The 21,711-nt window shown below is 37.1% G+C and carries 18 protein-coding genes; 8 read left to right on the forward strand and 10 right to left on the reverse strand.

The annotated features are described in order from the left end of the window. Positions 1-12 precede the first annotated feature (12 nt). Genes IGK91_RS01295 through IGK91_RS01305 form a run of 3 tightly spaced genes read right to left on the reverse strand, consistent with a single transcriptional unit; the run spans position 13 to position 3,980 of the window. Positions 13-1,035: an aldose epimerase family protein gene (locus IGK91_RS01295; protein WP_010736919.1), complete on the reverse strand. Its 1,023-nt coding sequence runs from the start codon at positions 1,033-1,035 to the stop codon at positions 13-15. Next, a complete protein-coding gene (pgmB, locus tag IGK91_RS01300) occupies positions 1,028-1,693 on the reverse strand; it encodes a beta-phosphoglucomutase (protein ID WP_081123179.1) in 666 nt (221 codons plus the stop codon). The genes IGK91_RS01295 and pgmB overlap by 8 nt, the downstream gene beginning before the upstream one ends. Then, positions 1,686-3,980, reverse strand: coding sequence for a glycoside hydrolase family 65 protein (locus IGK91_RS01305; RefSeq protein ID WP_081130435.1), 2,295 nt, complete (start codon positions 3,978-3,980; stop codon positions 1,686-1,688). The genes pgmB and IGK91_RS01305 overlap by 8 nt, the downstream gene beginning before the upstream one ends. Before the next feature lie 306 nt (positions 3,981-4,286). Here IGK91_RS01305 and IGK91_RS01310 point away from each other — a divergent pair, with 306 nt between their 5' ends. Then, on the forward strand, positions 4,287-6,464 hold the full coding sequence (locus IGK91_RS01310; RefSeq protein WP_010736922.1) for a PTS transporter subunit IIBC: 2,178 nt from the start codon (positions 4,287-4,289) through the stop codon (positions 6,462-6,464). 254 nt (positions 6,465-6,718) lie between these two features. Beyond that, the gene (locus IGK91_RS01315; protein ID WP_010736923.1) at positions 6,719-7,552 is read left to right on the forward strand and encodes an endonuclease/exonuclease/phosphatase family protein; all 834 of its coding nucleotides are present in this window, start codon (positions 6,719-6,721) and stop codon (positions 7,550-7,552) included. Positions 7,553-7,727: 175 nt separating this feature from the next. Here IGK91_RS01315 and IGK91_RS01320 read toward each other — a convergent pair whose 3' ends face one another. From IGK91_RS01320 to IGK91_RS01330, 3 genes are all read right to left on the reverse strand, one after another. Then, positions 7,728-8,399, reverse strand: coding sequence for a hypothetical protein (locus tag IGK91_RS01320; RefSeq protein WP_228022492.1), 672 nt, complete (start codon positions 8,397-8,399; stop codon positions 7,728-7,730). Positions 8,400-8,618: 219 nt separating this feature from the next. Beyond that, positions 8,619-10,235, reverse strand: a complete 1,617-nt coding sequence (locus IGK91_RS01325) for a hypothetical protein (RefSeq protein ID WP_374220199.1) — start codon at positions 10,233-10,235, stop codon at positions 8,619-8,621. Between the two features lie 295 nt (positions 10,236-10,530). Next, positions 10,531-11,061 carry a phenolic acid decarboxylase gene (locus IGK91_RS01330; RefSeq protein ID WP_010736926.1) on the reverse strand — a complete coding sequence of 177 codons (531 nt, stop codon included), beginning with the start codon at positions 11,059-11,061 and terminating at the stop codon, positions 10,531-10,533. 103 nt (positions 11,062-11,164) lie between these two features. On the opposite strand from IGK91_RS01330, the gene IGK91_RS01335 reads away from it, so the two are divergent. Beyond that, positions 11,165-11,716, forward strand: a complete 552-nt coding sequence (locus IGK91_RS01335; protein ID WP_010736927.1) for a PadR family transcriptional regulator — start codon at positions 11,165-11,167, stop codon at positions 11,714-11,716. A gap of 178 nt (positions 11,717-11,894) precedes the next feature. On the opposite strand, the gene IGK91_RS01340 is transcribed toward IGK91_RS01335, so the two are convergent. Beyond that, positions 11,895-12,374 carry a MerR family transcriptional regulator gene (locus tag IGK91_RS01340; RefSeq protein ID WP_010720251.1) on the reverse strand — a complete coding sequence of 160 codons (480 nt, stop codon included), beginning with the start codon at positions 12,372-12,374 and terminating at the stop codon, positions 11,895-11,897. 137 nt (positions 12,375-12,511) lie between these two features. Here IGK91_RS01340 and IGK91_RS01345 point away from each other — a divergent pair, with 137 nt between their 5' ends. The 3 genes from IGK91_RS01345 to IGK91_RS01355 all read left to right on the forward strand — a co-directional run bounded on the left by IGK91_RS01345 (position 12,512) and on the right by IGK91_RS01355 (position 15,102). Further along, complete coding sequence (locus tag IGK91_RS01345) at positions 12,512-13,984, forward strand: MDR family MFS transporter (RefSeq protein WP_010736928.1); 1,473 nt, start codon at positions 12,512-12,514, stop codon at positions 13,982-13,984. Next, positions 13,981-14,694 (forward strand): DUF4811 domain-containing protein, encoded by a 714-nt coding sequence (locus tag IGK91_RS01350; RefSeq protein WP_010736929.1) that lies wholly within the window; start codon positions 13,981-13,983, stop codon positions 14,692-14,694. The genes IGK91_RS01345 and IGK91_RS01350 overlap by 4 nt, the downstream gene beginning before the upstream one ends. 120 nt (positions 14,695-14,814) lie before the next feature. Beyond that, positions 14,815-15,102 (forward strand): DUF1905 domain-containing protein, encoded by a 288-nt coding sequence (locus IGK91_RS01355; protein WP_010736930.1) that lies wholly within the window; start codon positions 14,815-14,817, stop codon positions 15,100-15,102. A 66-nt stretch (positions 15,103-15,168) separates the two neighbouring features. Here the strand turns inward: IGK91_RS01355 and IGK91_RS01360 are convergent, their stop codons facing one another. The 3 genes from IGK91_RS01360 to IGK91_RS01370 form a co-directional block, all read right to left on the reverse strand. Further along, complete coding sequence (locus tag IGK91_RS01360) at positions 15,169-16,230, reverse strand: hypothetical protein (protein ID WP_010736931.1); 1,062 nt, start codon at positions 16,228-16,230, stop codon at positions 15,169-15,171. 11 nt (positions 16,231-16,241) lie between these two features. Further along, positions 16,242-16,757, reverse strand: a complete 516-nt coding sequence (locus tag IGK91_RS01365; RefSeq protein ID WP_014834318.1) for an RNA polymerase sigma factor — start codon at positions 16,755-16,757, stop codon at positions 16,242-16,244. A 531-nt stretch (positions 16,758-17,288) separates the two neighbouring features. Next, positions 17,289-19,625 carry an ATP-binding cassette domain-containing protein gene (locus tag IGK91_RS01370; RefSeq protein ID WP_010736932.1) on the reverse strand — a complete coding sequence of 779 codons (2,337 nt, stop codon included), beginning with the start codon at positions 19,623-19,625 and terminating at the stop codon, positions 17,289-17,291. A gap of 141 nt (positions 19,626-19,766) precedes the next feature. Between IGK91_RS01370 and IGK91_RS01375 the strand changes: the two genes are divergently transcribed. Together IGK91_RS01375 and IGK91_RS01380 are read left to right on the forward strand one after the other, a co-directional pair. Continuing rightward, on the forward strand, positions 19,767-20,441 hold the full coding sequence (locus IGK91_RS01375) for a response regulator transcription factor (protein WP_010720244.1): 675 nt from the start codon (positions 19,767-19,769) through the stop codon (positions 20,439-20,441). Continuing rightward, a complete protein-coding gene (locus tag IGK91_RS01380; protein WP_010736934.1) occupies positions 20,438-21,463 on the forward strand; it encodes a HAMP domain-containing sensor histidine kinase in 1,026 nt (341 codons plus the stop codon). Before IGK91_RS01375 ends, IGK91_RS01380 begins: the two co-directional genes overlap by 4 nt. Positions 21,464-21,711: the final 248 nt, after the last annotated feature.

The following is a 21,711-nucleotide window of genomic DNA, read 5'->3' on the forward strand; positions in this document are numbered from 1 at the left end:
TACACCTCTTTTCTAGACTTGCTTTTCATTTAAACGATGAAATTGATAAGTGGTAGAGCAAATTTTTTCTTGTCCCGGATATAATGCGATTGACCCAAATTCAGGGAAATGAACGGCATCAGGAAGTTCTTGTGGTTCAATTGCCAACCCATAATTTGAGTGCATTTTTTGCCCATTGATTAAAAAATCTGCTTCAAATCCAGTCGTAGAAAATAATACCATACTTTTGCTCGTCGTTGCTATAGACAACTGGCGCCCCGCTTGCTTTTCGGTCAAGGTAAGTATTTTCTTCGTTCGTTTAGGCGTACTTAAAACAAAAGCATCATCTAGTCCGTTTGGATCATTCGTTAAAATTTCCAGTAGCGAATGTGGGTGTTTAAAATTAAGCGGTAAGTCGCTGAGAGCGATCACTTCACCAGTTGGTATTTTTTCGTGATCTAAGGCTAATATTCCATCTGTTTGGATCGTTAGTTCATGATCGTAGATATCTCGTTTGCCATTGCCAGAAAGATTGAAATACGCATGATTCGTTGGGTTGCAGATGGTTTCAGTCGAGCTGCTTGTCTTGGTGATCATTTCTAAATTATTTTGAACAATCTGATACGTAACGGTTGCGGTGATCGGACCGGGATAACCGGAAAAAGTATCCTGCAAATAAAAAACAACACCGATCGCTGTAGGAGTCTCAAAAACTTCTACCTCCCAATACTGAAATGCCCAACCGTTTGAACCACCATGGATATGGTGATTTCCTTCGTTTTTTTCTAGCTGATGATCAGCCCAAGAGCCATTTTTAATTCTGCCAGCGACTGGTCCAATCGTTGCCCCAAAATAGCTTTGATCTTTTAAAACGTCTTCTAAGGAATCATAAGATAATAAGACATTTTCTAAGTGACCATTTTTATCTGGAGCTAGAATTTGATGAAGCCTTGCCCCGTAGTTGAGAAGAACGACTGTGAGTTCGTCGTTCTTCAATGTGATTTGCTTCAAGTTGGTGTTGGGAATGGGGATCACAGTGATGGAAGGTTTAGACATACTGTGTCCACTCATTTTTTAAATAGTCTAGTGTAAGGCAAGTCGTATCAGGTACGACTGGGATATCTTTTCCAAGATCTTCTATTCGTCCAACACCAATTGGAAATGCCCCGCTAGCACGGATTGCTTTGATCCCAGATTGTGCATCTTCGATCCCGATGCATTCTTGTGGGGATAAGCCAATTTCTTTTGCGGCCAATAAGAAAATATCGGGAGCCGGCTTACCCAGTTTGATCGTTGCAGGATCGGCAATTGCATCGAAAAATGGCATTAATGCCATTTTAGCAAGGAGGAAAGATCCGTTTTTACTAGCTGAAGCAAGGGCAATCTTGATCTTGTTTGCTCTCAATTCTTCAAGTAATGGCAATATCCCTGGAAAAACATCTGTAGGCGTGATCGCTTGAATCATTTCAAGATAGTACTCATTTTTTCTGTGCGCTAATTCTTGAAATTCTTGTGGGGAAAACTCACTTTCTTTTTGTCCGTAGGAAAGCAATAAGCGAAGTGAATCTTCTCGACTAACCCCTTTCAATTGTTCGTTGAATGTTCGATCAATGGGAACACCGATTTCCTGACCTAATTTTTTCCAAGCGCGATAATGAAACTCCGCAGTATCTGTAATCACCCCATCTAAGTCAAACAAAACTCCTTTAAACATCTAATTCCTCCTTACGCAAAGGTACCTTTAACTGGTCTTCTAAAAGATACGTTTTTTCGTACACCTTTAATGGGCAACTTTCGCCTGATACTAAGGTCAATTGCACCTGTTCACTAGACACCGAAACAAATAATAAACTACCACGATAATTCACATGGAAGGAGTAGGCTGTCCACGTGTTTGGTAAGAAAGGAGCAAAACGTAACTGTTCGTGATCTGTTTTCATTTGAGCGAATCCTTGGACGATTGCGAGCCAACTACCAGTCATCGACGTGATGTGTAAGCCGTCTTCGGTATCGTTATTATAATTATCTAAATCAAGGCGGGCTGTCCGTTGATACATTTCCACTGCCTTATCCTCCATACCTAATTCAGCAGCTAAAATGGCATGGATACTTGGTGAAAGGGAAGACTCATGAACGGTCATTGGTTCGTAAAAATCAAAGTTTCGTTGTTTTTCTTCTTTGCTAAACGAGTCGTTGAAGAAATAGATTCCTTGTAGCACATCCGCCTGCTTAATGAAACAAGAACGCAAGATTTTGTCCCAAGACCAATGTTGGTTTAATGGAAGCTCGCTAGGAGATAGCTCTGATACCGGCAATAATTCTTTATCCAAAAATGTATCATGTTGGACAAAAATACCTAATTCTTCATCTTTAGGAAAATACATATTTTCTGCAATGGTTTGCCAATTCGTTAGTTCTTCGTCAGTGACCGTTATAGCAGTTTCTGTTTGGAATTTTAAATAGTTTTCCCGGGTATACGTTAATACCCAGCAAGCTATCGTATTGGTATACCAGTTGTTATTGATGTTGTTTTCATATTCATTCGGACCAGTCACGCCATGGATCATATATTTGTTATGACGTTTTGAAAAATGAACCCGATCTGCCCAAAAACGAGCAATCTCAACTAATACTTCTAATCCTTCTTTTTTCAAATAAGCGGTGTCACCTGTATAGTTCGTATAGTTGTAAATCGCATAAGCGATCGCACCGTTACGATGGATCTCTTCAAAGGTAATTTCCCATTCGTTGTGGCATTCGACCCCTGTAAAAGTAACCATTGGGTACAAGGCGCCTTTTAAACCTTGTTGTTGGGCATTATGAATAGCTTGAGGCAATTGATTATGGCGATATTTAAGGAGATTTTTTGTCACTTCAGGTTTTGCTAAAGCAAGATATAAGGGGACAGCGTAAGCTTCCGTATCCCAATAAGTAGCACCACCGTATTTTTCTCCTGTAAAGCCTTTGGGTCCAATATTCAAACGTTCATCTTCGCCGTAATAAGTAGAAAATAGTTGGAAAAGATTGAAACGAATCCCTTGCTGTGCTTCCTCGTCACCTTCGATCACCACATCAGCCAGTGCCCAGCGTTTGCTCCAAGCAGTGGTTTGTTCTGCTTTTGCTTGCAGATAATGACTTTGTAAGTCACTAAATTCTTGGAGGATCTGTTGGACTTGCTGTGCTTCGGGGATGTTACGGCTCGTCAATACAAGCACTTCTTTATCAAGTGTCACGGATTGATTCGTTGTTAAGTCGAAAGAAAATTCCCCAAGGACGGCTAATGTATCTTCGTGGTAAATTGGTTGCGCTAATTCTTCATTCACGAAATGTCTCATGGCAGCTGTTACGGTAAATTGTTCGATCGCAAAATTATTTGGAATCGTTTTGGTCATTAAGTAGGCTGTTTCATCAGAAGTACCTCGACCGATTTCATTCCAAAAATGTTCATCATAGTTACTATCTTCATTTTGAACGTTACTATCCAATTTAGAGATGACTTTGACCGTGCCATTTCCTTCGAGCATCGTAACTGTTAAACGAATATAAGCAGCTTCGCTTTTGACGATACTTAAAAAACGTTCAAAGGTGATCTTTAGTTTGTTAGTTGCAGTCGTTACTGTGTAACTACGTGATAACACACCGTTTTTCATATTCAATTCCCAATAAAAGTCTTCTGGTTCGATTGTAGCAAGGTCTAATAATTGCTCATCGATATAGATATCCATGGCAATAAAATTGATTGCATTAATCACTTTGCCAAAATATTCGGGATAGCCATTTTTCCACCAACCAACACGAGTCTTATCGGGGTACCAAACCCCAGCTAAATAAGTTCCTTGATGATGATCACCTGAATAGGCTTCTTCAAAATTCCCTCGCATGCCCATGTATCCGTTACCAATACTAGTTAAAGATTCCTGTAAACGGAGATTTTCCCGATCTAATGTGTTGGTGCTGATCTTCCAAGGATCAATTTGAAATAGGCGCTTGATTTGTTTCATTGTACTCCTCCTAGATAATTTCATTGATACGTTTATAATAAACGCAACCGATTGCGTAAGTCAATATAAATAAAGCAGAATTTTTTAGCGGGGATTTAAAATAAAGAAATGAAAAGATAATTTTCCTGGAAAACATTAACTGTTTTGATAATAAGTTACTACTAAATGCGAAAAGAAAATGATTCTTCTGATAGCGACTGTTTGGGTAGAAAGTGAATAAAATCAAAAATAAAGCATTTACAAAAAAAGAAACAAAGGCTATAATAACTAACAACGAAACCGATTGCATAAAGGAGAGCAGGAGTTATGAAGAAATTATTTAATTTTGAGTTTTGGCAAAAATTTGGGAAAGCTTTAATGGTTGTTGTGGCAGTGATGCCAGCTGCGGGTTTGATGATCAGTATCGGGAAATCTATCCCGTTGATTGACCCTAACTTAGCTTTTTTAGTAACAACGGGTGGTGTCATTGAAAATATTGGTTGGGCGATCATCGGGAATTTACATCTGTTGTTTGCTTTAGCAATAGGTGGAAGTTGGGCAAAAGAGCGTGCAGGTGGTGCTTTTGCGGCAGGGATCTCATTTGTTTTGATCAACCGGATCACGGGAGCGATTTTCGGAGTGACGAGTGAGATGCTAGCAAATGAAGATGCCTTTACCCATACATTATTTGGCACGAAGATCATGGTCAAAGGATTTTTTACCAGCGTATTAGAGGCACCTGCGTTGAATATGGGCGTGTTTGTAGGGATTATTGCTGGTTTTGTTGGTGCAATGGCCTATAATAAATATTACAATTATCGTAAATTGCCTGATGCGTTATCTTTCTTTAATGGAAAACGATTTGTTCCTTTTGTAGTGATTCTTTGGTCAACGATTGTAGCTTTAGTATTGGCTGTTGTCTGGCCAAATGTCCAAGCAGGTATTAATAATTTTGGTCTTTGGATTGCTCAGTCACAAGAAAGTGCACCGGTTTTAGCGCCATTTCTTTATGGTACCTTAGAAAGATTATTGTTACCTTTTGGTTTGCATCATATGTTGACGATTCCGATCAATTATACGCAATTAGGGGGCACGTATGAAATCTTATCTGGTGCACAAGCAGGAACGCAAGTCTTTGGACAAGATCCTTTATGGTTAGCTTGGGCTACTGATTTGGTCAATTTAAAAGGTGCGGGGGATTTGTCACAGTATGAATTTGTGTTGAACAACTGGACACCAGCTCGTTTTAAAGTGGGACAAATGATTGGTTCTTCTGGTATTTTAATGGGGTTAGCTTTAGCCATGTATCGAAATGTTGATCTTGATAAAAAAGCGCGCTATCGTTCCATGTATTTCTCAGCTGCATTAGCTGTTTTTCTAACAGGGGTTACTGAACCATTAGAATTTATGTTTATGTTTGCTGCAGTTCCACTTTATATTGTTTATTCTGTGATCCAAGGGGCAGCATTTGCAATGGCAGATTTATTACCGTTACGTGTTCATTCCTTTGGAAACATCGAATTGTTAACTAGAACGCCTCTAGCGATGAAAGCTGGACTTGGTGGCGATTTGCTTAACTTCGTCATTTGCGTCATTTTGTTTGGAGTTGTTACGTACTTTGTGGCAAACTTCATGATCAAAAAATTCAATTTTGCTACACCAGGGCGTAATGGTAATTATGATAGTGACAGTAACGATAGCAATGGGAATGGAGAACAAACGACAGTCCAAGCTGGCACGTCAGACCCACAAATCATCAAAATCATTCACTTATTAGGCGGGAAAGATAATATCAAAGATGTAGATGCATGTATGACACGGTTACGTGTGAGTGTAGCTGATCGTGAGAAAGTAGGTTCAGAAGAAGAATGGAAACGTGCAGGCGCTATGGGGCTAATCGTCAAAGATAATGGTGTACAAGCTGTCTATGGTCCAAAAGCCGATGTATTAAAATCAGATATCGAAGATTTGCTTCGATCGGGGGCGCCTATCCCAGCTCCAGTAGAAGAAGTTGTTGTTGAAAAAGAAACAGCTAATAATCAAACGTTAGGTATACGAAAAGAGTTGCAGACTGTAGCAGCTGGTGAAGTGATAGACTTGGCAACAGTCAATGATCCTGTTTTTTCAAAGAAAATGATGGGGGATGGCTTTGCTGTTATTCCAACGACTGGTGAAGTTGTGGCACCTATTACTGGGAAAGTAGTTAGTATTTTTCCAACCAAACATGCTATTGGAATGGAAACAGAAGAAGGTGCAGAAGTACTAATCCATATGGGAATCGACACAGTCCAAATGGATCAACCAGCTTTTGAAATCCTGGTAACAGAAGGTCAAACCGTTGAAGCAGGAGCAAAACTGGCACAAATGAATCTAACCGAAATCAAAAATGAAGGAAAAGATATAACGATTATGGTGGTATTTACGGATGGGAAAGTCAATGAAATGATTCTCAAACATTTAGGACCAACGGAATTAGGAACAGTAATTGGCGAAATAAAACTGTGATCATTATAAAAGACACCCAACAATAATGAGTAAGATGACCAGTACCAAATTTAATTCCTTATTTGGTTTCCGATAGTCAGTTTTTCTGTTTCTCAAATAAGTCTGAAAACACGAAAACGCTATACTTCGTTTTTGAGTTCTCAGACTTATTTTTTTGAATATCTGCGAGCAGGTAAACAATCACAGCTAATAATCCATCGCTATCCTATCATAAAAGAAATGAAGTAAGTTTTAATCAATAAGGAGAATTGAAGATGAAGATGATGACTTTGAATACACATAGCTGGTTAGAAGAATCACCAGAAGAAAAGATGCGCCAGATCGTAGATAAAATCTGTCAAGCAGATTATGATGTGATTGCTTTACAAGAAGTCAATCAATTAATCACTTCCGAAAGTATCGTGAATGAAGAATTAAACAAATTTTGTCCAGTTATAGAACAATCGCCCGTCCATGTCGATAATTTTGCTTATTGTTTGGTGCGCTACTTAGCCAAACAAGGGAAAGACTATTATTGGAGTTGGGAAATGAGTCATGTCGGTTATGGGATTTATGAAGAGGGGAATGCGCTGCTTTCTAAGACACCACTAACCAGTGAAGCAATCTATGTTTCTGAAACAAAGCAAAAAGAGGATTACCACACTCGGAAAATTTTGATCTGTCAGACGATGATCGATGACCAAACAATCACTCTAGCAAGCTGTCATTTTTCTTGGTGGATAGATGAAACGAAGGGCTTTGCTTTTGAATGGCATTGCTTGATGGAACACTTAGCTAATCTCTCAAATCCGCTGTTTTTAATGGGGGATTTTAACAACCCAGCAGGAGAGGCAGGCTATCGCTTGGTTGAAAAAAGCCCTCTTGCGATTGTCGATTCCTATACTGTTGCCCAAGAAGTTCATGGTCAGGCAACCATTGAACAGAAAATCGATGGATGGGAAACGAATACAGAGCAGTTAAGAATCGATTATATCTATGTACCACAGGAATTCTCAGTTCCTTTTTATCGTAGTATTTTTGATGGAAAACAAGAAATCATTGTAAGTGACCATTATGGAGTAGAGATAACGGTCAGCCCCATTCAATAAAATAATCAAAAAGTCCCATAGAAAGAAAAATGGATACATCCTTTCTATGGGACTTTTTGTTTGCAGCAGCTTCAGCTACGTGCAGAAATTTGATTAGATAATGAAATGACTGTTAGTGCGATGGGAAGCACCAAGGAGGAAGGCAATAAAATTCTCTGTTTCTTTGGTCTCTGCATTATTTTTTTAACTCGGCTGGACTTTTTTTCCGATTGGCAGAAATGAATTCTCGGACATTTTTCAAGGAGTCGGACTCTTTAGTTACCGGTGTATTTTTTTGTAAATTGGTATTATGTAGTACTTCCTCATGTAAAATATCAAAATGGTCTATAAATCGATCTTTATCGGAATCGGTTAGAATTGGCAAGTTATCTAAAAGATTCAAAAGTACAACGAGGGAATCTTTGATTTTAGGCTCATGAGGTTGCAGAACTTCACCGCTAGGCTCACGATGTGGCAGTTCATTAATTAACTGCTCTATGATGCTTGTCAGCTCTTTTACCTCTTCAGGAGAGTTTGCAGTTTTTTTTAAAATGTCTAAAATGGTATTTCTTTTAGAATAATCTTGGTCATTAATACAAGTTGATTCACTCGTTGACCGAACATTTGAAATGGGCGTAGGTGATCGATCACCAATTACAGTTACATATAGCGGCTCAGTCTTACTATTTGGCAGCTCATACAGCTGTTCATTAGTTGATTCTTTAATTGATAGCGAATCCTCAGGTAGATCTTTAAGTATCATTTCAAGGTGAGACTCAGTATTAAGGGTAGTATTCGTAGATTGATGAACAAAAGCATGTCCGATTTTTTTTTTCAAAGTCAATTGTCGATTCGTTGTTTGAGGCATATGTATCACTCCTTCTTTTCTGTATTCTAGTATAGTTTATAAAAGAAGAGAGTAAATAAATATTTTTTCTTATGTTTAGAAAAAAAAGTAGCTACTAACACGATTCGTTTATTAGGACTACTATATTTGACGATTTGTTTGCTATTTTATAAAAAGGTATAAAAAAGAGACAGCTTCCGTGTTGAGAATTTATCTTTTTGATCCACAGAAGCAAGTCCCTTATTTTTTAGTTATCCTCCCAACCTGGTAACGATTTTTGACAAAGAGTCCGATCAAAACGAACCAACCAATCAGGAAGAATGCCATCACAAAGTAAAAGAAAATTGGTAAATCATAATAGAGAGTGATCTCATTGATTCCATTGTGCTGTTTGACGATAGGAGTACCGATATCTGTTAATTGATAATCTGTCAATTTTTTGCCGTGTTGCAGTAACACTGTGCGGTCATAGACAATGACTGGTAAATGGACAGTTTCTTCCCCAGTGTTTTTCCATTTGATCGTTAAACGTCCTCCAGGATGAGATTTAATGAACGTGGTTTCTCCTTCCAAGATTTCTTCATTATAGCGATCATATTTATTTGCTTTAGTTTCATGATAGATTGGTAGATAATCGGGTGTTGTCTTTTGAAAAACGAATAAACTAGTAGACATATCATGGTCATAAAATGTTTTTCTTGCCTCTGCTGGTGTATCAAAGAGATACGTGTGACGGCTGACAAATGTTTCGTCTTGCCATTTATCCAGATGCTGATAGAGGTTTTGGATCGTTTGTGCAGAAGCGACAAAGAGAAATAGGACACTCAACGCACGATACCAATTTTTCTTTTCCCATTGATTTAGCGCAAGTGCTAAAAAGAGTAGAAAGAGCAAGGTAAATGGGACAAAGAAACGAAAAGGAAACTGGATCAAGCTTACGAAAGGTACCTCTTTTTCCACTAGTGTTGTCCAAGGGATCAAACTGGTTGAAAGTAGGGAGAATCCAAGACTTGTGCGTAAAAGTAACTTTGTAAAAATGTCGTAGTGACGGTGGAAAAGAAGATACAGTATTAGTCCGATCAATAAAAAAATTGGGAAAATCTTGGGATACGCTAGCCAATAGCTGCCATCCAGATTGATTGCTTTTTGGCTCATCTCTCGGTTGACAAAAGGTGGCAAAATCTTATTTCCACCATAGACGATAGCTAATCCTGCCCAAATATTTGCTGTTAGTACAAAATAAAAGAGGACAGATTTGATCAGTTGCCCGATTGCTTTGCCTTTTTCTGTCTGAGTAAAGAAATAATAAAGATAAAAAGGGATATACATCAGTACCAACATAACGGTGGACAGTAAGTGGATCTGAGTCATCAGTGCAATTGAAAAGGTAACTTTCAAGACAGGAAATTTTTTATGAACAACAAAGTCCACTAATGGAATCATGCATAAGGGATAAAAACAGGTGCCCCAACTGGTAAAGCCCTGATTGACTGCCCAATATTGAATGGAATAAGTCGTCATAAATAATACCGAGATTGGTATGCTGACCCATTTTTTCACCTGAACATAATTCAATAGTGTCAACATCGACCAACCAGAAATCACAAAGAGAATAAAGTTTGATAAGATTTGATAGTGGAACCAACTGCCTGAAACTAAAACGATCAAGCCTTGAAAATAAGCAAACAACGGACCATAGATCGCATTGACGATACGCCCGCTTTGCTGAAATCCATACATGGAAGGGAAATAATGGAAATCCCAATTAGCGAATTGTTCAGCGGCATCGTAAAAACGGTTATAATGAAATGGTGCATCTGCTCCAATGATAAGGTCATGTGTTAGGATATTTGGCATAACAAATAAGAATGCAAATAGTAAAATTGTCAAATACGGAACATATTTTTTCAATTGTCATACTCCTTTTTTGATAGTGTAACTTATTTAATCATAAAGCTTACCTAAAAGAGTGGCAAGAAATTCGAAAAAATATGAAAAAAATTATCATTATTACAGGAAATTTTCAAAATACATCCTTTGTTGCTCGCTTTATTTAGATCAATAGTTAATTAAAAAAACAGCCATAGTATGAGATGCTATGGTTGTTTTTCCCTATTCGTATAAGACTAATAGTCAAATCTACGAATGATTCTTATTTTATCCGTTTATAGTTTTTATCAAAATAACGACCTTCTCGGATATCACTAGGCATTCCTTCATAAGGAGCTTCACTAATGACATCTTCATTATTGAGACCAGCGTCGCCCATATAAGTAATGTTAGCGAACTCTGGTACTAACAATTTTGGATAAGTTTCATATTTTTCACGTGCTGCTTCCATCTCAGCTATATGTTCATTTTGGAAAGTAACTGTGATCTCAGGATGTTCTTCAACCCATTTAGGAAAGAAAATCGTTCCATGTAATTTTTTTTCATTGGGCGTGAAATCCAAGGCCACGTCAGTACCAGTTGGTTCAGTCCAAGTAATTTTGAAGACGCCATCTGTTAACTTAACGATATCTGCTTCTTGATCTTTGACCCAACGGCCTTTGACCATTCCGCCGTGAATTCGATAGTCGACAGTATGGTCATTTTTAGCATACCATTCATATTCCCAACCATTATCGTACGTATAAATAAAGTGTGTACCAATAAAATCTTCTAGATCTTTAAATTCTTTCATGAAACAACAGCTCCTTTTAAATTAAAACATGTAATAAAGTACATGTTTTTGATTACGTGATTATGATAGAATGAATAAAAGGATTTGTCAAGGAGGAGAGAGCATGGCGAGAAAAAATACGCTACGCTATATTTTGTTAGGATTGTTGAGTAAAAGAAAGATGACAGGCTATGAATTAAACCAATCGTTCAAAAATGAAATCGGTGAGTTTTGGCAAGCGAAGCATAGTCAAATTTATCCTGAATTAGCAAGAATGGAAGAACGAGGGATCATCAAACATGAAGTTGAAATTACAGGGATGAAATTGGAGAAGAAAGTCTATCAATTAACGGATGAAGGAAAGGCATTGTTAAACGAATGGATTCGGACGCCAACGAATGAATTACCAGTCAATCGAGATGAGTTTGTGTTGAAATTATATTTTGTGAAAGATGTGAATGATCCGATGTTGAGAGAGATCATTGAGCAGCAAAGGGATCTTCATGAAGAAAAGCGAGCGCATCTATTGGCACGTCAAGAGAGGATATTTCCAACAAGAAAAGAACAAGAAGAAAATTATGGACACTATTTGATTTTATCCCATGCGATCAATCGAGAAACAGAATATGCGAATTGGTTGACGGGCGTATTAGAAGAGCAAAAAAGACAGAAATAATAAATGGAATAGAGAATATAAGATAAACTTAATTGAATAACTTCATTTAATGATAGTAGTGAATTGAAAAAGATAGAAAAGAAGCAAAAAATGTAGTCGATTATCGTCAATTTCTTAAACTGTTTTGGTAAAACACATGAGAAATTGGGAGAATTGACTACATTTTATTTTCCATTGCTTAAAGATTTTTCAATAATTGTTCGAAATCAATTTTTTCGCTTACGGGGACAATTTTATACGTGAGTTCATCTGTTGCTTCATCGTGGATGATATAAAGTTTTGAGTCTTCAGTTGTCTCTTTGAAATCACCGATCAATAAAACAGTATATCTTTCATCAATCAATTCGATTTCTTTGATTGCTTTGGAAAAAACTTTGCGGACATGCTTCATTTTTTTTAGACGTTCTTCGGCTTTTTCAGCTGATTTGTTCAACGTATAGCCTTCATCTAAATATTTTTTGATAATCTCAACCTTGATAACAGTAGGTAATTGATATTTTCGAGGACAATTCACACCAGTAGAAACGGAACGAATGAATTCTTTTTGTTCCCAATATCGTAACTGACGTGGAGACACACCGACAATTTCACTTAGTTCACTGATTCCTACCAGTAAATGATCATTTTCTAATAAACGTTTCAGGGATGCTCCTACCATTTTTGTCCCTCCTTTTGTTGTCTAACTTTCCTTAATTATACTTGGGATAACTTATGTGTCAAGTAGGTTGACAAATGAACGAAATAGGACTAAAGTATTCAAGTGGTTTCAGAAAGAATTCAGAAAGAAGGAGAAATATGAATAAAAATCAACCCGTAGATATTTACGGCAAACCATATAATCGGACACTATTAGTTGTCGTTTTATTGATTGGTACCTTTTGTACGGTATTAAATCAAACCTTATTAACTACAGCTTTTCCTACGCTGATGAAAGATTTTGATATCTCTGCATCAAGTGTTCAATGGCTAACAACAGGGTTCTTATTGGTTAACGGAATCATGATTCCGATTACTGCTTGGCTGATCAATAAATTTAGTTCAAGAAGTTTATATTTATCAGCAATGTCAGTCTTTTTAATCGGAACAATTACCTGTTTTGTTGCCCCTAACTTTAGTACTTTATTGATTGGACGTTTGATCCAAGCCTGTGGTGTGGGTGTTTCAATGCCTTTATTACAAAATATTATGTTATCGATTTTCCCACCAGAAAAAAGAGGATCTGCCATGGGGATGTCAGGAATCGTTATTGGATTGGCTCCAGCTTTAGGACCAACATTATCAGGTTATATTATTGATAACTATCATTGGCGTGATCTATTTGGTATGGTCTTACCAATTGTCGTCTTAGTTTTGGTCTTAGCCTTTTTCTTGATGCGAAGCGTTATTCCGTTATCAAATCCAAGTATCGATATTCTATCTGCTATCCTTTCAACAATTGGATTTGGTAGTTTGCTTTATGGCTTTTCAAGTGTCGGTGACGCTGGATGGGGCAGTGCGAAAGTGATCGGCTTCTTGATCGTAGGGGTAATATTTATTGCCTTATTTGCATGGCGCCAACTTCGTTTGGAAAATCCATTCTTGGAACTGCGTGTATTTAAATCATCAACCTTTACGATTGCAGCAGTTTTAGCTGGTGTAACGAATATGGCGATGGTCGGTGCTGAAATGGTTGTTCCTCTATATATCCAAAATATCCGTGGTGAATCAGCTTTTCATTCTGGCTTGATGTTACTACCCGGTGCCTTGATTATGGGGGCGATGATGCCGATCACAGGTGCGATCTTTGATAAACACGGTGCAAAACGTTTAGCGATTGTCGGGATGTTCGTGCTAACCGCTGCAACAGCACCATTTGCTTTCTTAACAAAAACAACGCCTGTTTTATATATTGTTGTTCTTTATGCGATTCGGATGTTTGGGATCTCTATGGTTATGATGCCAGTAACAACATCTGGTATGAATGCTTTACCAAACAAACTGATCAGTCATGGGACTGCAGTAAACAATACCTTCCGACAAATTGCTAGTTCGATTGGGACAGCTATTTTGATCAGTGTATTGACCAATGTAACAAAAGATAATCTACCTGCAAAATCAGTCTTAGAAAGCACGCCTTTAACTTATAAAGACCAAGCGATCAATGCGACATTATCTGGTTACCACGCAGCATTCTTTGTGGCGATCGTCTTTGGTGTGATTGGTTTTGTGATTGCCTTCTTATTGAAGAGAAAAGAACCTGTTCTAGCGAAAGCGGGGGATAAAGCATGATTATTTTCGTATTGATCATTAGTTTAGTGGCTTTTGCCCTAATGAATATCTTTGCAAAAAAAGCTTGGCAAACAATTGTATCATTACTTTTTGGGTTAGTCTTTGTGGCATCCTTAGGGTTGATCGTGGCTAATTTATCCAACCATTTTGGCATGGAAAAAGTAACTGAAACGAAAACCACTAACATCGTATCAAGTGCTGATTCAGATAGTGCAAATATGCTTTTATATCAAGCGTTAGGTGACGGGACTGAAAAAGTCTACCTTTACCGTACGAGTGAAGACCAAAAGAAACCAAAAGCTACCGGTACTGATAATGAAACCAATAAAGTAGAACGTACGACTGGTCAAGCGCAAAAAGTAGCAAAAACAACTTATTGGGTCTATAAAAATGATATGTATAAATTCTGGTTCAATCTAGCGGACAATAACCACGAGTATGCAAGTCGTGTGAACACCTTTAAAATTCCAGCTGATTGGATCGAATTAAGTACGGATCAAGCAAAAACATTAGCGCAACGAGTAAAAGAACAACAAAGTACGATGGAAAGCGACGCAAAGGCTTTTGTACAAGAAGGTCTGATGAAAGCTATGACTGAAAATCCAGCCATGACGCCAGAAGAACAAGCAACCTTGTCAAAAGAATTAGCAACGCAATTCCAACAACAAGCATTAACGAAATTAGTTGAAGAAGTCAAAGCCAATAAATAGTCAGCTAATCAAGTAAGTGCAAGAATCAGTTAATTTCAAAAAGGGCTCCTCCCTACAGTTGAACGATCAGCTGTGGAGGGTCCTTTTTTTTGTTATACTGAACAAAAAAGGGGTGGGGAAATGCAAAAAAAATATTCTTTCCAGTCAAAAATTTATGCTTCTGAAATAGGCAAGGGTGGCGCATATATCATTTTTCCTTATGATCTCAGAGAAGAGTTTGGTGTAGGTCGAGTCAAAGTTCAAGCGACATTTGATGAAGTAGCATATGAGGGAAGTATTGTGAATATGGGGGTGAAAAACGAAGATGGAACAATTTGCTACATCTTAGGGATACGTAAAGATATTCGTAAAAAAATTGAGAAAGACATCGGTGATATCGTTTCTGTAGAAGTGATTCCAAAAAATTAAAGCAGAAGATAGTTGTCTTCTGCTCATTTTTTATTAACTACCATGATGGATTTGCCACAATCCGATCTATTTTTCTAACTCAATTTCTCCGATTCCTTTCAATTCGAGATAAATCGAGGCTTGTTGATCATATCCAGAATAGTCAAAAGTCATATCCCAATAGTTATTTGACCCTTCAGTAACAGAAGTAAATTTAGAATATGGGTAATAGGTTGTCGTCTTTTCAGTTACTATTTTTAATTGAATATTGTTGTCGGCATTACTTTTTGGTTTTGGCAACTTTTTCAAAAAGTCTTGTTCATCTTTAAAACGAATGACAAAATTAGTAGGATATGCCATTGCTCGCTCAATCGGTAAAAGGTGATTATTTTTTGGAGTAAAATTTATTTCGTCAAAATAGTTGATCTTACTTGTATCAATAGGTAGTTCCCATTCGCCTTTAAAAATAGAATATGTTTTTGGGTCACTTGTTCTGTAGGCTGTGATGCCATTGATTTGTATGGTTGTCTCTTCAAGAGAGGGAACCGAGCCCGTTTTTGTAGGATGTAGATTGTAAATAAATTCCAATGTGTTTGTTTCTCGATCAATGGTCTGTTCCTCATTGATCGAACGGAATAGCGACAAGTCTTCTTTTTCTTCTGCTAGACCTGAACGAAAATCAATCAAATACTGATCTTGCCCATTTTTGATCCCAAAATTTAATCCATATTTCTCCCATTTTTTGTTTAAAAGCTCCGAGTTTTTTGGAAGATGAACAGTAAAATGTAACCCTAGTTCATTTTTATCTACATAGAGTTCTGTTAACTGTATATCTGCTTTTTTATCATAAGCTGTAAGTTGTTGGCTGGAAATAAACCCTTCATGATTCAATGTTTCAGAAGTAAATTTCCCAAACCGTAAAAAATTAGCAGTTGCAGTGCCTAAGGGTGAGTAAGCATACAAACAGATACTTATGAGAAATACGGCAACAGCTATCAAATAACCCCGTTTTTTTATGTAGTTTTTAAGTGGAACCTGTTTCTCCTTTCGTATAGAGTCATAGGTGGCTTCTAATTTGGTTCGTACTTCTGAGGGTAAGCGTTCCTCTTTTTTGAGTTCTTCCATAAATTTCTTTTCAGAAATAGTCATTTTTTCTCCTCCTAGCTCTCCTCTATTTTTAGTAGTTTTTTCCCTCGAGCAAGGTGTGTCTTCACTGTATTGACTGGTTCAGATAATATCGTGCTGATTTCTTTGATGGAAAACCCATTATAGTAATAGAGCACCAACGGAATTCGATATTTCAAATCTAATTTTTGTAGCATGTGTTTTAATTCCATTGAACGTATCGTTGTATTTTTTTCTTCCTCGTATTCTACATAAAAAGTTTCTTTCTTTGATTTTTTGAGAATTTTTTTGCAATTATTAATGAGAATTTTGCATAACCAGGTGTTAAAATATTCTGGTTTTTGCACGCTTTGGATATTTTTGTAGGCCGTCAATGCTGTTTCTTGTAAACAATCTGCAATATCTTCTGAATTGTTCAAAAACTTACGCGCTGTATTATAGAGAACAGCTTCATAACTTTTAAACAATTGGACAAATGCCTCTTTATCTCCCTCCTTTGCTTTTTTTACTAAAAATAAATCACTGGGCACACGATTTTCCTCCCACTTCATAAAGATTTTTTCTCTTACATCTATTAGAGTCAAATAAATAGGAAAAAGTTTCAAATACATAAAAATAATTTTGTCTATTTAAGCGTTTTCTAAAAGATGCATATTCTATCATTTAACTGTAAAAAACATAGGTACAGAAATAGGGAATAACTACAGCTCTAAAGTTGCAATTGGAGAAGCAATATGTGCTGGGGGGTCTACACGCAAGAGTGGTACATCTACTATTCTTACAATCCAGTCAACAGTGCATGCTATGTTGTTTCTAACACATAATATTACTGACTAAAAAATAAAGAAGAAACTGAGCTAAAACTTGTCTCAGTTTCTTCTAGTATCTCTAAAAAAGAATAAATAGTGTTCAAAGTCTGACCTTCGGCAATAAGCCGAAATTGTCCAAAAATTTGAGAAGAACCAAGTAGACGACAATCAACAGGGAAAACAAGTATTTGTGTTTCTTGTCAATTGCCGGAAATTCCTTCTTATTTCTTGCTGCTAAGGACTTCTCAATCTCTTTCAAACAATATCAATCGTTTATTCTGCACGCAGAGCAATCGCTGCATCTTTTTTAGCAGCCATTCTTGCTGGGATGTGCCCACCTAACATCGTTAAGATCGTAGAGACGATCACGAGGATCAGTGCATGGAGTGGGTTCAATTGAGCCACATTTTTTAGATCAGTCATTTGATAGAGTAAATGATTGATTGGGAACGTTGCTAACCAAGCAATCAAAACACCTAATAAGCCCGAAGAAATTCCTAAGATACAAGTTTCTGCATCAAAGACACGAGTGATATCTTTTTTACGAGCCCCTAATGCTTTTAACACCCCGATTTCTTTGGTACGTTCGATGACTGAAGTATACGTGATAATACTGATCATGATCATACTTGTCACTAGTGAGATACCAGCAAAAGCAACCAATACATAAGTGATGGCATCCATCAAACCACCAGTCAATTCAGTCATTGTTCCTGCTAAGTCAGAGTAAATGATTTTATCTTCTTCTGCTTTTCCTTTGTTGTAAGCATCTAAGTAATCAAGGATTTTTTCTTTGTCACCAAAGTTATTTGGATAGATCATGATGCTAGTTGGAATGCTGTCACCGCCTAAATAGCTGATCAGTGATTGTTTAGCTGTTTCATCCACTTTTTCGTTGGACATCACATTCGTATCACTATCTTTTTGCGCTTTTACAATCTCAGAATCTTTATTTTCGTTAACGATTTGTGTCGTTAATTGATCACTATATGCGATTCCAGGGGAAAGAAGATTCATTGTTGAAGAAGATTTTACTCGTAAAATCCCTGCAATCTTTACTTCACTCGTTGAATTAGCATACATCGTATCGTAATCAGTATTTGGAATAAAGTTGCCAGTAGGTAATTTCGTGTAGTAATCATTGTTGTTGATCACTTTGAAAGTTGTCCCAACAATGCGATCAAAGTCTAATTTTTGACCGTCTTTTACATCAAAGCCCAGGTTTTTCAAGGCATTGATATTTGTATTGTTGTTACCATCTACGATCAAGACCACGTCATTCGCAGAAGCAGGATAACTGCCTGAAAGCAGTGAATAGTTCGCTTTTAAAAAGTTTTCTTTTTGATTGTCTAACTGTGTTGGAAAACTGGAAACACCGACACCCGTCATAGCAGACATCGTGCTTGATAATGATAATGATTCGTTTTCAGGGTTTTGGTTAGAGAAACTTACTGGTTGCACTTTACCATCAACTTGGCGAAGCATATTGATACCAGTAGCACGAGTAAAGCCAATATTATTACTTAAATTAGGATCGATATCTTTGACATAATCTACATAAGATTGGTCGATTTTATTGGTGTGCTGTGCTTTATCTTCATCACTGATTTTAGCAGTTACCTGTTTTGTATTTGGATAATCCGCTTTACTCGTACCCAATGAAGCAGAATCTGTTGAACGATTGGTTGTCACTTTGGAGATAGTGATCGGGAATTTTGCCATCGTTTCAGACTGTGTTTTATCAATTTGTTTTTGGAAGCCTGAAGATAATGCCAAGACGATCGCAATCCCGATGATCCCAATACTTGAAGCAAAGGACGTCAAAAATGTTCGCCCCTTTTTCGTGCGGATATTATTAAATGAAAGTTTCAAGGCTGTCCAGAAACTCATTTTTGTCCGACGTAAATTGAATTGATCATCTTTTGGTCGTTCGATATGAGGATGTGAATCTGCCAAGATTTTACCATCTGAAAATTCAATGATTCGATCTGCATATTGATGAGCAAGATCAGGGTTATGGGTAACCATGATTACTAGCTTCTCATTAGATAGTTCTTGGATCAATTCCATGATTTGGATACTTGTTTCGGTATCTAGTGCTCCAGTTGGTTCATCGCATAAGAGGATATCTGGATCGTTGGCTAAAGCACGGGCAATTGCGACCCGTTGCATTTGTCCGCCGGATAATTGGTTTGGTTTTTTGTGCATATGGTCCGTTAAACCGACACGGCGTAAGGCTTCCTCAGCCTTTTGGCGTTTTTCTTCTTTGGCCACACCGCTAAGTGTCATCCCTAATTCAACATTTTCGATGATTCCTAAATGTCCAATCAAGTTATAACTTTGAAAAATAAAACCAATCGAATTGTTTCGGTAAGCATCCCAATCACTATCTTTAAAGTCTTTTGTGGACTTTCCGTTGATCACCATATCTCCGGAATCATAGTTGTCTAAGCCACCGATGACATTCAACATCGTTGTTTTTCCTGAACCACTTGGACCAAGAATGGCAACAAATTCTTTTTTTCTAAAGGCAACAGATACGCCATCTAATGCTTTAGTCGTTGTTTCGCCAACTTTATAATATTTCTTTATATCTTTAAGTTGTAGCATATTCGTCCTTCTTTCTTATTAGAATATTCGGTATACTTAAAAGTATATCAGAACAATAAACGCAGTATAATCAATGAATGTTAACTCAATATGAACAATCAGAAAGAAACAAGAAATTTTTCAAAAAATCGAGGGAATAAAATGAACCGTATATTAGTAGTAGAAGATGATGAAAATTTACAATTGCTTTATCGTTCAGTATTAGAACATGCTGGGTTTTCGGTAGTCACAGCTAGTAGTGGAACAGAAGCACTAGCACGATTGGAAAATTTTCATGTAGAATTGATTATTACCGATATCATGATGCCTGAGATGGATGGTTATGAATTGTTGGAAAGTTTACGAGATGGGAAAATAGAGCTTCCTGTGCTGATGATCACGGCTAAAGCCGATTTTGAAGATAAAAAACGCGGTTTCCAGTTAGGAACGGATGATTACATGACGAAACCCGTAGATGTCAATGAAATGGTTTTACGTGTGGAAGCGTTATTAAGGCGAGCAAAAATCAATCATAGTAATCAATTGAACATTGGAAATACTACCTTAGATCAGGAAACGTATGAAGTGAGACAAAATGAAAAGGTTAGTGTGCTGCCTCAGAAAGAATTTCTTTTGCTTTACAAACTGTTAGCTTACCCGAATAAGATTTTTACGAGACAACAATTGATGGACGATATTTGGGGGTTGGATACAAATACAGAAGAACGAACGATCGATGTACATATCAAACGATTAAGGACACGTTTTGAAGCAAGTGAAGATTTTCAGCTCATCACCGTTAGAGGACTCGGGTATAAAGCGGAGGTCAAAAGATGAAAAAGAAATTATACTCTCAACTGTGGATCTACTTTGCTAGCATTGTGTTTGTTTCAATATTAGTGACTCTACTGTGCTTCTTAGGCTTTATTTTTTTGCTTTCTCATCAAAACGTTACGCCATCTGAAAGACCAACACTCTATCCGTTATTCGTTTTTGCTTTTTTTAGCATGATCGTCGGCACGGTAATCTCTGGCTTTGTCGGTCATAGGATCTTGAAGCCAATCAGTGAACTACGTAAAAATATGAGTAAAGTAGCTACAGGTGATTTTTCTATTCGAATGGAGGAACCTCCCAAAGTCGCAGAAGTCCAACAGTTATATAAAGATTTCAACGTGATGGTCCAAGAACTCAATAGCATCGAAACGCTAAGAAATGATTTTGTTTCGAGTGTTTCACATGAGTTTAAAACACCACTAGCGACGATCCAAGGCTATGTCCAATTGTTACAAGCACCAGATATTCCAGAAGAAGAGAAGCAAGTGTTTTTGCAACGATTGATTGAAAATATTACTCAGCTCTCACAGTTGACTGAAAATATCTTGAAACTAAATAAGTTAGAAAACCAAAGTGTCAAAATCGAAAAGCATAAATTTCGTTTAGATGAACAAATACGAGAAGTCATCGTGTTTTTGCAACCTAAATGGGAAGGGTTGAAGTTGCATATCGATTTGGATACGGTCTTTTATGAGGGAAACGAAGAATTTTTATACCAGGTGTGGTTGAATATCATGGATAATGCGATCAAGTATAATCAACCTGATGGCAAGATCGAAATTCGTTTGACTCAAAATGCTACAGATATTTTATTGGAAGTAACGGATTCAGGTGTAGGGATGAACGAAGAAACTCAAAATCGCATTTTTGAAAAATTTTATCAAGGAGACACAAGCCGTCAGATGGCTGGCAATGGCTTGGGATTGTCTTTGGTAAAAAAAATCCTTGAATTGCATGAGGGTACGATACGCTATAACAGCATTCCTGAGGTAGGAACCACAGCTGTGATCAGCTTGAAAAAATAAAAAGCTAAACTTTAATGATGAAGTAGTTGTTCTGTTCAATTGTTTTATTATGAACTAAAACCAGATCAATTACGTTATAAAAGAAACATACTAAGATGAGTGGGTAAGGTATTCCGTCGAATATCTTGCCCACTCATCTTAGTATGTTTTTGTCTTTCTCAAATGGCTCAACTCTAATAATCTGAAGCAACAATTGATTTCGGGTCGTTATTTATAGATTTTAGATCTGAGTATTATGCTGTTTTATT

Source organism: Enterococcus sp. DIV1208, from assembly GCF_050530455.1.
In the GTDB taxonomy this organism is placed as follows: domain Bacteria; phylum Bacillota; class Bacilli; order Lactobacillales; family Enterococcaceae; genus Enterococcus_B; species Enterococcus_B hirae.

Bases quoted from the DNA above. Each gene is read 5' to 3' on its own strand.
- IGK91_RS01360 (WP_010736931.1), bottom strand. From the start codon at position 16,230: ATGACTATTTCTGAAAAGAAATTTATGGAAGAACTCAAAAAAGAGGAA.
- IGK91_RS01325 (WP_374220199.1), bottom strand. From the start codon at position 10,235: ATGCCAAATATCCTAACACATGACCTTATCATTGGAGCAGATGCACCA.
- IGK91_RS01350 (WP_010736929.1), top strand. From the start codon at position 13,981: ATGATTATTTTCGTATTGATCATTAGTTTAGTGGCTTTTGCCCTAATG.
- IGK91_RS01295 (WP_010736919.1), bottom strand. From the start codon at position 1,035: ATGTCTAAACCTTCCATCACTGTGATCCCCATTCCCAACACCAACTTG.
- IGK91_RS01320 (WP_228022492.1), bottom strand. From the start codon at position 8,399: ATGCCTCAAACAACGAATCGACAATTGACTTTGAAAAAAAAAATCGGA.
- IGK91_RS01345 (WP_010736928.1), top strand. From the start codon at position 12,512: ATGAATAAAAATCAACCCGTAGATATTTACGGCAAACCATATAATCGG.
- IGK91_RS01375 (WP_010720244.1), top strand. From the start codon at position 19,767: ATGAACCGTATATTAGTAGTAGAAGATGATGAAAATTTACAATTGCTT.
- IGK91_RS01305 (WP_081130435.1), bottom strand. From the start codon at position 3,980: ATGAAACAAATCAAGCGCCTATTTCAAATTGATCCTTGGAAGATCAGC.
- IGK91_RS01355 (WP_010736930.1), top strand. From the start codon at position 14,815: ATGCAAAAAAAATATTCTTTCCAGTCAAAAATTTATGCTTCTGAAATA.
- pgmB (WP_081123179.1), bottom strand. From the start codon at position 1,693: ATGTTTAAAGGAGTTTTGTTTGACTTAGATGGGGTGATTACAGATACT.
- IGK91_RS01370 (WP_010736932.1), bottom strand. From the start codon at position 19,625: ATGCTACAACTTAAAGATATAAAGAAATATTATAAAGTTGGCGAAACA.
- IGK91_RS01380 (WP_010736934.1), top strand. From the start codon at position 20,438: ATGAAAAAGAAATTATACTCTCAACTGTGGATCTACTTTGCTAGCATT.
- IGK91_RS01315 (WP_010736923.1), top strand. From the start codon at position 6,719: ATGAAGATGATGACTTTGAATACACATAGCTGGTTAGAAGAATCACCA.
- IGK91_RS01335 (WP_010736927.1), top strand. From the start codon at position 11,165: ATGGCGAGAAAAAATACGCTACGCTATATTTTGTTAGGATTGTTGAGT.
- IGK91_RS01310 (WP_010736922.1), top strand. From the start codon at position 4,287: ATGAAGAAATTATTTAATTTTGAGTTTTGGCAAAAATTTGGGAAAGCT.
- IGK91_RS01365 (WP_014834318.1), bottom strand. From the start codon at position 16,757: ATGAAGTGGGAGGAAAATCGTGTGCCCAGTGATTTATTTTTAGTAAAA.
- IGK91_RS01330 (WP_010736926.1), bottom strand. From the start codon at position 11,061: ATGAAAGAATTTAAAGATCTAGAAGATTTTATTGGTACACACTTTATT.
- IGK91_RS01340 (WP_010720251.1), bottom strand. From the start codon at position 12,374: ATGGTAGGAGCATCCCTGAAACGTTTATTAGAAAATGATCATTTACTG.